The sequence below is a fragment of the Kordiimonas pumila genome (genome assembly GCF_015240255.1).
Taxonomy (GTDB): Bacteria; Pseudomonadota; Alphaproteobacteria; order Sphingomonadales; family Kordiimonadaceae; genus Kordiimonas; species Kordiimonas pumila.
Genome location: NZ_CP061205.1, coordinates 2,031,951 through 2,043,935, shown reverse-complemented (window position 1 = coordinate 2,043,935; position 11,985 = coordinate 2,031,951). Strand labels below are relative to the sequence as shown.

General features: G+C 48.9%; 12 protein-coding genes. 2 read left to right on the top strand and 10 right to left on the bottom strand.

Translation table 11 applies throughout. From position 1 onward, the window contains the following. The first annotated feature begins 22 nt into the window (after window positions 1-22). Both ICL80_RS08800 and ICL80_RS08795 read left to right on the top strand, forming a co-directional pair. Window positions 23-1,117 (top strand): acyl-CoA dehydrogenase family protein, encoded by a 1,095-nt coding sequence (locus tag ICL80_RS08800; RefSeq protein WP_194211478.1) that lies wholly within the window; start codon window positions 23-25, stop codon window positions 1,115-1,117. Between the two features lie 145 nt (window positions 1,118-1,262). Beyond that, window positions 1,263-1,862 (top strand): hypothetical protein, encoded by a 600-nt coding sequence (locus tag ICL80_RS08795; protein WP_194211468.1) that lies wholly within the window; start codon window positions 1,263-1,265, stop codon window positions 1,860-1,862. On the opposite strand, the gene ICL80_RS08790 is transcribed toward ICL80_RS08795, so the two are convergent. From ICL80_RS08790 to ICL80_RS08745, 10 genes are all read right to left on the bottom strand, one after another. Continuing rightward, window positions 1,857-2,609, bottom strand: a complete 753-nt coding sequence (locus tag ICL80_RS08790; RefSeq protein WP_194211465.1) for an MOSC domain-containing protein — start codon at window positions 2,607-2,609, stop codon at window positions 1,857-1,859. The two genes, ICL80_RS08795 and ICL80_RS08790, sit on opposite strands and share 6 nt — an antisense overlap. Window positions 2,610-2,686: 77 nt before the next feature. Beyond that, window positions 2,687-3,433 (bottom strand): lipoate--protein ligase family protein, encoded by a 747-nt coding sequence (locus ICL80_RS08785; RefSeq protein WP_194211463.1) that lies wholly within the window; start codon window positions 3,431-3,433, stop codon window positions 2,687-2,689. Further along, window positions 3,423-4,091, bottom strand: coding sequence for a 2-oxo acid dehydrogenase subunit E2 (locus ICL80_RS08780; protein ID WP_194211461.1), 669 nt, complete (start codon window positions 4,089-4,091; stop codon window positions 3,423-3,425). The genes ICL80_RS08785 and ICL80_RS08780 overlap by 11 nt, the downstream gene beginning before the upstream one ends. After that, window positions 4,091-4,318, bottom strand: coding sequence for a lipoyl domain-containing protein (locus ICL80_RS08775; RefSeq protein ID WP_194211459.1), 228 nt, complete (start codon window positions 4,316-4,318; stop codon window positions 4,091-4,093). The genes ICL80_RS08780 and ICL80_RS08775 overlap by 1 nt, the downstream gene beginning before the upstream one ends. Before the next feature lie 9 nt (window positions 4,319-4,327). After that, complete coding sequence (locus tag ICL80_RS08770; RefSeq protein ID WP_194211457.1) at window positions 4,328-5,344, bottom strand: alpha-ketoacid dehydrogenase subunit beta; 1,017 nt, start codon at window positions 5,342-5,344, stop codon at window positions 4,328-4,330. An 11-nt stretch (window positions 5,345-5,355) separates the two neighbouring features. Beyond that, entirely contained in the window at window positions 5,356-6,354 is a 999-nt protein-coding gene (locus ICL80_RS08765; RefSeq protein WP_228073369.1) for a thiamine pyrophosphate-dependent dehydrogenase E1 component subunit alpha, read from the bottom strand. Between the two features lie 9 nt (window positions 6,355-6,363). Beyond that, entirely contained in the window at window positions 6,364-8,232 is a 1,869-nt protein-coding gene (locus ICL80_RS08760; RefSeq protein WP_194211454.1) for an AMP-binding protein, read from the bottom strand. After that, complete coding sequence (locus tag ICL80_RS08755) at window positions 8,229-9,038, bottom strand: glucose 1-dehydrogenase (RefSeq protein ID WP_194211452.1); 810 nt, start codon at window positions 9,036-9,038, stop codon at window positions 8,229-8,231. Before ICL80_RS08755 ends, ICL80_RS08760 begins: the two co-directional genes overlap by 4 nt. A gap of 15 nt (window positions 9,039-9,053) precedes the next feature. After that, window positions 9,054-9,458 carry a 2,4'-dihydroxyacetophenone dioxygenase family protein gene (locus ICL80_RS08750; RefSeq protein ID WP_194211449.1) on the bottom strand — a complete coding sequence of 135 codons (405 nt, stop codon included), beginning with the start codon at window positions 9,456-9,458 and terminating at the stop codon, window positions 9,054-9,056. Window positions 9,459-9,536: 78 nt separating this feature from the next. Then, on the bottom strand, window positions 9,537-11,774 hold the full coding sequence (locus ICL80_RS08745; protein WP_194211446.1) for a TonB-dependent receptor: 2,238 nt from the start codon (window positions 11,772-11,774) through the stop codon (window positions 9,537-9,539). Window positions 11,775-11,985: the final 211 nt, after the last annotated feature.

Here is an 11,985-nt window from a genome sequence, read left to right as displayed (position 1 = left end):
GTTAGAAAGCAAAGGGTAAACAATGAATTTTGATTTTACTGAAGAACAAAAAATGCTGGTGCAGTCGCTTGAGCGCTCGCTGGCCAAATCATACACTTTTGAAGCATACCGCGAACAGGTTGCAAACAAAGTTACATCTGACCCAAAAACATGGGAAAGCCTTGCAGAGCTTGGCATTATGGCTATGCCCCTCCCTGAAGCAGCGGGTGGCTTTGACGGTAATCATGTCGATGTAATGGCTGTATGTACCGAGCTAGGCCGCAGGCTGGTAATAGAACCATATATCAGTTCTGTTGTTATCGCTGCCTATATTCTGGAAGAAGCAGACGGCGATATTGCCGCAGAGCATTTACCCAAAATCGCCGTGGGCGAAGAAAAATATGCCGCTGGCTTTTATGAACCCGGCGAACGACATAACCCTCTTGCCATAAACACCAAAGCGCAGGAAAAAGGCGGCTCATGGGTACTGACGGGTCGTAAAGCAGTGGTTCTTGGTGCGGACACGGCTGATCATCTGATTATTTCAGCTGATGCAGGCGGCCCTGCCCTCTTTTTACTGCCCGCTGATGCGAGCGGTATTACGCTTCATAAATATCCGCTTATGGATGGGCGCGGCGCGGCCGATATTGTGCTTGAGGGCGCAGAGGCAACCTTGCTGTGTGCTTCAGATAAGGCATCAGCCATCATTGAAGCCGCCGTTGACCGGGGTGCAGCAGCCCTTGTCGCCGACACATTGGGGGCTATGGAAGAAGTCTCAGAGCTAACTAAAGACTATCTGCGTACCCGCACGCAGTTTGGCCGCCCTATTGGGTCATTTCAGGTTCTTAGCCACCGTATGGTTGATTTGCTTATCGAGTACGAACAGGCAAAATCAATCACAATGGAAGCCGCAGTAGAAGCCAGAAACAGCGACAGCGATATTCGCAGAAAAGCTGTTTCCGCCGCAAAAGCAAAGGTTGGCATAGCCTCAAGAGAGTTTGGTAAGGAATCTATCCAGATGCACGGCGGCATTGGCATGACAGACGAATATGCCCTTGGGGCATATGTGAAACGCATGCTGGTGAATGAAATATTATTCGGTGATGCCGATTATCACTTAAACCGCTATTCAGCCTAACCTTACCGGGTAGCTATACAAAAAGGGTCGCACTTGCGGCCCTTTTACCTATAGAGTATCATTAACTCTTTCTTTTTCTGGACTTTTTCACCGTCATGGTTTCATGATCTGTATGAAAGTTCTAATTGTTTAGCTGGATGATACTGTGGCGAAGTTAACCGACATATATGATGAACTACGTGACATTGTTATGGGCCCTGCGCCCAAAACATGGGCCCAGAACGCGCGTCTTACATACTCTAAGCTTCTGAATGGTCTAAAGGGCTATAGCGGCGACACCCTCAGAAAAACAACCCAAAGCTTTAACGAAGCAATTCCCTATATTGAACGCGCTGGCTACGACATTACCGAGATAGAAGTTGGAATTGGCCTGTCACCGCGCATTACCCCGCACCTGCGACTGCGTGAAATTATCGATGATGAAGAACGCATGGCAATATTACACGAGGTGCGCGGTAAGCGGCTTGTTCATACCATTCTCGTATCCCTGTTCAGGGCAACATCTGCCAGAAAGAACCTGAACTTCCAGCAATTTTATTTTTCAGATCTGGAAATGGAGCTCAGCCTATTACCAACAGTCATTCTGAAGTTTAAGCCTAACACCAGCGGCATCACCACAGAGCGCCCTGACACGCTTATTCAGGACGCTATCAAGCTTGGTATAATTTCTGCCCCCGAGGACGAAGAAGCCCAACCAGAACAAGCGCCCGCCAAAACACCCTCTAAGGCTAAAAAACCATTATAGCGTAATGGTATCGCCTTTTTTGAGCATACCACCTTTAATCACATCAACATAAATACCGCAGTCAAGGTGACCATAGTTTTTACGTATTTGCAGCGGTAGATTCATATCGCGCTCAGCGGTATCGGGATTAACATTTGTTGCCGCGCACCTGTCAACCCGTGACAGGGCCGAAAATGTAACATCCCCAATGGTAAAGCTTTGATCTATCAAATCAAATTCGCGCCATGCACCAATGCCTTCAACGTAAAGATTACTCCGAAAACGGCGCGGATCAATAGTAAGCCCTGTCTTGGCTTCAATATCTTTCACTGTATCAAGGTTAATGATGGTCAGGTTTTTTTGTGGTACATCAGCAAACATATGGCCCGGTGCTTTCACAAGCCTAGGTTTTCCTTTTAAGCTGCCGCCCATAAAGTCGTAAAAGAAATCTGCAAGCGCAGCTTCACCACCAGGCGCATCCAAAGCTGCGGTCAGCAGTTCAACACCGTCTTTTTTTATGGTAAGTATATGACCTTCTTCAGAAAAAACCGTTTCCAGCTCTGCCAGTTTCTCATCGCGCATTAACATTAAAAAATGGCGTTTTGGCAAAAAGACCGGGTTTTCAGGGTCAAATTCTGTGTCTGCCAAAGCAAGAGCATACATTCTGTCATATGGCAGACATGTATTTTCAATCAGGGTAACCTGTTCCAGCTTTTGGCCATTTAAGCCTTTAATCGGATAGCAAAAAATAGACGAGAGTTTGGACATACAGAATCTGCCTTTCATTTTCTTTGTTATTACAGATATTTATGAAATGCCACAAGACGCTGTTTTTAAATACCCTTTTAAATCAAAATATACCCTGATCTTTGATAGTGTTGCTGCATTTGATGATAGAAAAAATTTGTCAAATCGTGAATGTGCGTGCTGATACATTCAGCAAGAGAAACATGGGCACTTCGCTCGAACATATCCGGCCAGCCCATATGCTTATAAAGTACAGCGATAGCATCCTCGGCCTCCGGGTCAGCGCCAATGGATATGGAGGCGTGAGTGAGCACCAACCAATCGCCAGAACCATCACTGCATTTACGCCAGCGCTGCGCGGTGCCCGCAAGCTTTTTTCCTGCAACAACAATATTATAGTCACCGTCGCAGTAACTACCCGGTACCGGCCCAACAGTTGCTGTAACACCTAAGCTAGAAAGCGTTTTAGTAACCCCTGAACACAGTATTTTATAGCTGTCGCTGACAGATTTTTCACCGGTAGAAACACGCCTGAAAAGAGACAGATTCAGCACATTTGGGCCGTGCGGCACAACTGTGCCACCTGTGTCACGGACAACAACAGGCATGCCCTGCTGGTGAAGGGCTTTTTGGGCCACCTGAAACGCCCCCTGCCGCGCCACTGATTTACCCACAACAAGGCAGCGCTCATTAAGCCATAGCCTTGCTTTGGGCGCTGCATAAACACTATCCGTCATGGCTTTCAATAGGATGTAATCTGCAGCAACGTGCGCTTGCGCAGTAAGCGTTACAGCCTCCAAGCTATCGCGGCACATGTGCCTGCACACTGTGCCATCAGGCGCCATCTACGCTGAAGCTTTCTAGCCGCTCGGCAATCTCGGTTAAAAACTGGCCCGATGCCCAGCCATCAACAACGCGGTGGTCAGCCGTAAGGGATAATCCCATCAGCGGCGTACCCGTGCCTGATGGGTATTGGCGAATACGCCCCACACCCAAAAGCGCAATCTGCCCAGCATTCAAAATAGGGGTAAAATGGTCCACCCGTGTTTGGCCAAGGTTGCTCAGGGTAAAGGTGCCACCCTTCATATCCTTGATTTCCAGTTTGCCTGCCTGCGCCTTGTTAACAAGATCTCGGCGCGCATCAGCAATTTCAACAAGCGTTTTTGCCTGAACATCTCTGACCACAGGCACCATAAGCCCTGTAGGAGATGCCACCGCAAAGGCCATATGAATAGCAGCAGACAAGGTTGCCCCTGTTTCATCCACCGTACCATTATGGGCAGGATGGTTTAAAAGCGCTGTAGAAACCACTTTCAGCATCATGTCTTCATAACTAATCGCTGACCCTGCTGCCTTACATGCAGCCCTTGCCGCAATAAGTGCAGATACATCAACATCTGTCGTGTAGGTAAGCTGGGCACCGCCGTGCAGGCTGCCCATCATGTTACGGGCGATCATACCGCGCACCCCGGCAAACTTGATAAAGCTGGTATCAGCGTCCATTATTCAATGCGCCCAACGACAGAACCCTTGGCAGCTGGTTCTTCTTCTGCAACAAGTTGCTTCAAGATGCCAGAAGCAGGTGCTTCCAGTTCGTGCATGACCTTTTCAACCATCACTTCAACAATGACATCACCTTTTTCAACCGTGTCGCCGTCATCATAAAGCCATGACGAAATAACACCCTCAACATCTTCTTCCCAAAAATCTGCTGGTATCTGAATATCCATTTTTACCTCCTAATGACTAAAAACATGACGGGCAGCGGCTTCAACCTTGTCAGCATTTGGTAATACAAAATGCTCAAGTGCGGGGGAGAATGGCACCGGAATGTCTGGGAAAGTAACGCGCTGGGGGGCGGCTTTCATTATAAGGCCGTCTGTTTCAACAACAGAGGTGATAACCTCTGAGGCCACACCGTAAGACTTATAATCATCGTCCACCACAACAAGGCGGCCGGTTTTTTGTACCGACTTGATAACCGTTTCCCGGTCAAGCGGCACAATAGAGCGCAGGTCAATAACCTCTGCATGCACGCCGTCTTGAGCAAGCTTTTCAGCGGCATCCAGTGCCATATGTAGCGTGGCACCAAAGCCAACAATTGTAAGATCGCTGCCTTCCTTTACGACCTCAGCCTTGCCAATGGGGATTTCATAGCGTTCAACAGGTACATCGGTGATTGAGCGCTTCACCGTGCCCAACCAGCCCATGCCCTGCAGGGCCTTATGAAACATAAAGACAACCGGGTTCGGGTCGTTTATCGCCGCAATCATCAGGCCTTTTGCATCGCGCGCATTAGACGGTGTTACCACCTTCAGCCCCGGCAAGTGGCCAAAAGTTGCATAAAGACACTGGGAATGCTGGCCTGCATCACCGTAGCCACCGCCCACTGATGTCATGAGCACCATGGGGCATGTAACTTGCCCGCCTGAGAAATAAGCCTGCTTTGCTGCCAGATTATAAATTGAATCCATACATACGCCGAAGAAATCAACGAACATCAGTTCCACAACAGGTTTCATGCCAGCAGCGGCCATGCCAACCGCTGCGCCAATAAAGCCGGTTTCTGAAATAGGCGTATCGCGCACCCGCTCTGGCCCAAACTTTTCCAGAAGCCCTTGTGTGGTGCCGAATACACCGCCTAAAGCGCCAATGTCTTCGCCCATAACAATAACATTGCTATCTGCCTCCATCTCCTGCGCGATGGCTTCGCTCATGGCGCGGGCAATGGTTAGTTTTCTTTTTGCTGTAGACATATTTGCCCCCTTTATGCTGCTGGCTTAGCCATGAAAACGCAGTCAAATGCCTGCTCTGGTGCCGGTAACGGCGTTGCGCGTGCAAATGCAAAAACTGCATCTACCTCGGCTGTTGCTTTCGCTTCAATCGAGTGCAGCAATGCCTCTTCTGCAATGCCTTCTGCTATCAGCTTTGCTCTGTAAAGCGGGATTGGGTCTATACTCGCAAGCGCTGTTTTTTCGCTCTCAGGGCGGTAACCTTCAGCATCGCCCATGAAGTGCCCCTCAAGGCGCACTGTTTCTATTTCAATGAGCGTGGGGCCTTCTCCCCTGCGAGCACGGCTGATGGCTTCGCCTGCTACTTCATAAATTTTGTCTGGGTCGTTCTTTTCAATAAAATAGCCGGGCATACCGTAGGCTGAAGCACGGTCTGAATTGCGTTTCACCGCCGTAGACTTATCTTTATGAACAGAAATACCCCATGAATTATCTTCAATAATAAAAACAACGGGAGCTTTCCATACCGCTGCCAGATTAAGAGATTCGTGGAATGCCCCCTGGTTCGCCGCCCCTTCGCCAATGAAAGAAACTGCCACCGCATCGCTACCGCGCATTTTGGCAGCAACCGCTGCGCCCACCGCTGGGCCCATGCCTTCAGCAATAATACCACTACAGGCAAAATTCACCTTGGCATCAAAGATATGCATATGGCCGCCCTTGCCGCCAGAAAGTCCTGCTTCCTTGCCAAAAATCTCTGCCGTCATACCTTTTAGGTCCACCCCTTTTGCAATGGCAATATGATGGGGGCGGTGGGTGGCGGTAACAGCATCATCAGCCCGCAGGTGCGCACACACACCAACAGCACAGGGTTCCTGCCCATTTGAAAGGTGCATTTCGCCGGGCACAGGGCCTTTTGCCATGTTAAAAAGCGGCTGCTTGCCTTCAAGGTATGCCACCTTTATGCGTTCTTCATAAACACGGCTTTTTACCATGTTTGAATACATCCATAACCGTGTGTCATTTTTTTTCATGTCTTGTCCTTACCCTAATCCCATGCCCTTAAAGGCATTACGTGCATATTCAAGCGTGAGGGGGTCATCGATTGTGGCTGGTGTTACAACCGTTTCGCCGTCTGCAATTTTGCGCAGTGTTGCGCGCAATATTTTGCCTGACCGTGTTTTTGGAAGCTGCTTTACAAAACCAACATGCTTAAAGGCTGCTACCGGGCCGATCTGGTCGCGCACACGCGTCACTATTTCCCGCCCAATTACTGCTGTATCGACACCTGCCCCTGATGAAAGCACGGCAAGCCCAACGGGGATCATGCCTTTAATAGGATCACTTACCCCCATAACAGCACATTCGGCGACTGCGGGATGGCCCGCGATCACTTCTTCCATATCACCAGTTGAAAGGCGGTGGCCTGCTACATTTATAATGTCGTCGGTGCGGGCCATAACATAGACAAAGCCGTCATCATCTATATAGCCTGCATCCCCTGTCAGGTAATATCCGGCGTGCTTTGAAAAATAAGCTTTTTTATAGCCTTCCATATTTTGCCAAAGCGCCGGAAAAGCCCCCGGTGGCAAAGGAAGCTTAATCACAATGTCGCCCATTTCCCCTGTTGGTAATGGGCGGCTTGCTTCATCCAGCGTAAGAACAGTAAACCCTGTAACAGGTTTGCCAGCACTGCCGGTTTTAATATGAATATCAGCTCCCACAAGCGGCACACCAAGCGCTGGCCAGCCAAGCTCGGTTTGCCACCAGTGATCTATCACAGGTATATTCAGTTCTGCTTTTGCCCACTCTATTGTAGGTGGGTCAGCGCGTTCGCCGGCTAAAAACAGAGCCTTTAGGGTGCTTATATCTGCTTTTTTGATAAAGCTGCCCGTAGGGTCATCCCGCCTGATTGCCCTAATGGCGGTGGGTGCTGTAAAAAGCGCCTTAACCTTATATTTTTCAACCGTTCGCCAAAAAACGCCCGCATCTGGCGTGCCGACTGGCTTGCCTTCAAACAGAATGGTTGTTGCACCAACCAGCAGCGGTGCATAAACAATATAGCTATGCCCCACCACCCAGCCAATATCTGACGCTGCCCAAAACACATCGCCCGCACCAACACCGTAAAAATTTTGCATGGTCGCAGTGAGCGCCGCCATATGGCCGCCGTTATCTCTGACCACACCTTTTGGTGCGCCTGTGGTCCCTGATGTGTAGAGAATATACAAAGGGTCTGTTGCGGCAACAGGTACAACACCGTGTGGGCTGGCGCTCAGAAGCGCTTCTGCCCAATCAATATCCCTGCCTTCCACAAGCTCAGCCTTTAGCTGTTCGCGCTGTAAAATAATACAGCAGCCTGGCTTATGGCTAGAGAGTTTAATCGCACTATCAAGAAGCGGCTTATACGCCACAACCCTTGATGGCTCTATACCACAAGAGGCTGCCAAAACCAGTTTTGGGGTGGCATCCTGAATACGCTTGGCAAGCTCATGATCTGCAAAGCCACCAAAAACAACAGAATGAATAGCCCCGAGGCGCGCACAGGCAAGCATGGCGAAGACAGCCTCTGGCACCATCGGCATATAAATAATAACCCGGTCACCCTTACAAACACCGTTTGCAGCAAGCACCCCCGCAAGCAGCGCCACTTCTTTTTGCAGATCACCGTATGTGTATGTTTTTTCACTGCCCGTTACGGGGCTTTCGTAAATAAGCGCGGCCCGGTCAGCGCCCCCTGCTGCTACATGCCTGTCTACCGCATTGTGGCAGGTGTTGCAGGTTGCGCCGTCAAACCATTTTGCACCGGGGCCATCCTCTGTATTAACAAGAGTATGCCACGGGCTAAACCAGTCAACTGCCTGTGCCGCAGTTTCCCAGTAAGTATCTGTATTAATGGCCTCCGAGGTCATTGTGCAACCCAGCCCCCATCGATCACCAGTTCAGCCCCCGTAACAAAGCCAGATTCATCAGACCCTAAATACACAGCACCCATTGCAATATCCTTTGGGCTACCAATGCGCTTCAGAGGGTGCATGTTGACGACGATTTCTTTCACTTCGTCCATATTTTGTGTACCGACAGTGTTATTCTTTTGCCAGGTTTCATAAACCTCATCCATCATGGCTGTACCAATAACGCCTGGATGTATGGAATTAACGCGAATATTATAGCCATGTGCTGCAAACTCAATTGCCATAGCTTTGGTCATAATTCTGACAGCACCTTTTGATGTATTGTACGCAACCTGATCCGTTACCCCCACCAAGCCTGCAATAGAAGACAGGTTAATAATAGAAGCACCCGACGGCGTATCCGCACCAGAGACCTTTAGAAGGTCTAAACATGACTTTATGCCGCGAAAAACACCATCTACGTTGATGTCTTGCGTACGACGCCACTGCTCATATGTAATGTCGGCAATAGTCGCTATGGTTTCAATGCCCGCATTATTCACCAGAATATCAAGGCGGCCCTTTTCCTTTGCCACCAAGTCAGTAACCCGTGCCCAATCATCACCAGAGGTTACATCAAGCCCAAAACCAAGCGCCGCGCCGCCACTGCTGATAATCTCTGCAGCAGTGGACTTTGCAGTGCTTTCATCTAGGTCAGACACAAACACAAATGCACCTTGCTCAGCAAACTCTTTAGCAATACCCGCACCAATACCGCGCCCAGCGCCCGTTACCAGTGCAATCTTCCCCTTGCATCTATTCATGGTTTTATTCCGTTCTTATTTCAGGTGCTGTGCTGCTAGATCGGCGACATATTTATAATCTAACGCTTCGCCGTAAGTGCCGTCTTCGTTCAGAAACAATACAACACCGTGGTTCGTGAACAAAAGCTCAGAGTCTTCTGTGAACGTTGTCATTTCATGAATGGAATCAATAGGCTCGTAGCCATAATCCCCTTCAACAGCAACACCGACACGGTATTCCATCCGCCCTTTCAGCATGAGATATTCGCCTGCGCCAAAATGCTTGTGTGCAGGAAAGAAACTACCTTTTTTTGCCTTAAAGATAACACTCCATGTGCCGGTTTCTGAGCTAGCCCTAAGCAGCTTGAAATCAATACCTTCAATAATAGGCACCCATGGTAGATCAGCGGTTTTGAGTAGTATTTCTGGTTGTGTCATCATTCTCTCTATCTCCTTCCCCGTTCCTACAGAATGCGGCGCCCCGGTTTGGGGAATGTGCGGAGCGCCGCGCGGGGTTGCCTAGAACCGGAAACTTACTTCCACACCGTATGTTCTGGGCGGTGCCAGGTTTCCTGAGGCTGTGCTATCGATAATATCCCCGTTGAAAGTGGCATTTTTGGCAACCACTTCGTCGCTGATATTGTCAACAAAGGCTGAAATATCCCATGTGTCATCTGGGTTTGTGTAAGTGACACGGGCTTTGCCCCAACTATAGGAGTCTTGATACAGTTCAGGCACATTGAAAGCCGAGAAGAAGGTTTCGTCCTGCCATGCATAATCACCGCGGATCATAATGCTGGCACCACTTTCAAGCGGCACAGTATACTGCAAGCCAACATTGAACTTGAACTTTGGCGCCCGTGGCAGAGCGTTGCCCTCGAGATCCAGTTCGCCGAGTGTTGGGCGTTTTGGATCAATGATGTTCAGTTCTGTAAACTTGCTATCAAGCCATGCAAAGCCAAAATCAAGCTGTAAATTATCGCTCAGGAAGCCTGTACCTTCAATCTCGATACCCTTGATTTCAGCACTCGCTGCATTCCGGACAATGGTATTATTGCCTTCAACATCCTGAATTTGCAGGTTGCTATAGTCATAATAAAACAGCGCCGAATTTAAGCGCAGACGGTCATCAAACAGGTCAGCCTTTACACCAATTTCGTATGACCAGATTGATTCAGGGTCGAACGGTGTGTTTTGGTAAGAGCCAACATTATAACCACCGCTTTTAAAGCCTTTAGAAACGGTCGTATAAAGATATACCTCATCACTAACCGTATAGTTCAAACCAAACTTTGGCGTAAAAGATGTCCAGGAAGCATCATCCAGTGCGGCAAAATTATTCAACGCGTCTGACGGAAACGAAGCCAGTTCAACAGCGTTGATACCGCTTCTTTCTTCCCAGCTATACCGGGCACCAAGCACCAGCTCAAGAGTGTCTGTCATATCGTAGGTTGCCTCACCGAAGGCAGCAACCGCTTTGGTTTTTGAGCTGCCATTCAGTTTCAGCAGGCAGCACTCATCATCAGACGGCAGGCCAAACTGCTCGTCAGCAAACGGCAGGAAATATTCGTTCCTGACATCATTTTCTTCACTGAAATAATACAGCCCCAATATCCATTCCAGCTTTTCACCGCCCGGTGAACTGATTTGAAACTCCTGACTAAACTGGCTGTGATCTTCTTCACGCAGTTGATCCACCCCAAACGCCCCTGTTGAATCCAGATCATTCCGGTTTAAGGGGTTGGTCTTTTTGTAAGCAGTCAGCGACGTGAGCGCATAATCACCAAGCGCCCATTCAATCTTGCCGGTCAGGCCCCAGATTTCGGGCTTATTAAAATGCTCGAGGTCAGATACAAAAATTCTGGATTTTTCCTCAGGTAGTACACCGCCCCGGTCAGCCATATATTGCTGGAAAAACGGGTTGGTTGCATAACCCCGGTTTTGGTAAATCCATACAGAGCCGGTATCATCTGCTTTATAGTAATCGCCGGTTAGAGTGATTGTCAGGTCTTCGCTTGGGTCAATTTGCACGGTTAAGCGCGCCATGAAGTCATCTTTGCCTTCTGCCTCTCCCATTACATCACCAAGGCCAAGCGGGTCACTGTTCGGACGAATAAGGGTGGTATAGCCATCGTGGTCTTCCATTTGTGCGGCAAGACGCACTTTCACTGTGTCACTTACAGGGCCGCTAACAGCACCAAACAGCTTGTATCTGTTATAATTGCCGTACAGCGCAGAAACCTCGGCTGAAAACTCGTCTGTTGGCTTTTTGGAAATAATATTTACAGAGCCAGCCGTTGCATTTCGACCATACAGTGTACCTTGCGGGCCACGTACCACTTCAACACGGTCAACATCAAAAAATGCTGGCACTGCGGCGGACGACCGGGAAAGATAAACGCCGTCTAAATGCAGTGCTGTTGAACTGTCCGTACCCCCAATAATACCGGAATAGCCGATACCACGAATATATATTTGTGCTTCGCCCTGATAGATGGCGACATCCATACCGGGGTTAAACTGCCCCAGGTCTTCAACATCATCAATACTGCGGGCTTTCATCTGTGTTGCAGAAAGTGCAGAAATTGCTGCGGCTGTTGTTTGCAGGCTGGTTGCGCGGCGCTGCGCCGTGATCATGATCTCTTCAAGACCCACCTGTGTGTTTGTTGTTGATGCTTCTTCAGCATAGCTGACCGTACCCAACATAGACGTTAAAGACGTGCATGTGAGCATGATAGCCCGTAGACTATTATTCATAAGTTCCCTCCACTGGTCCTTCCTTTTTCCCATCATCACTATGATCTTAAGTTTGTCATTTGTCTTGATTCTGGACGAAAGCTTATTTGACCATCAGCGAACTAAATGCGGCTACTTGCTCTTCAGAGAACTCTAACTTGACTAACAGCGAAGAAAGCTACGTATTCTGCGGGTTTGGTTGCTTTTCTGTGCAAAAAAAACTATGCTCACT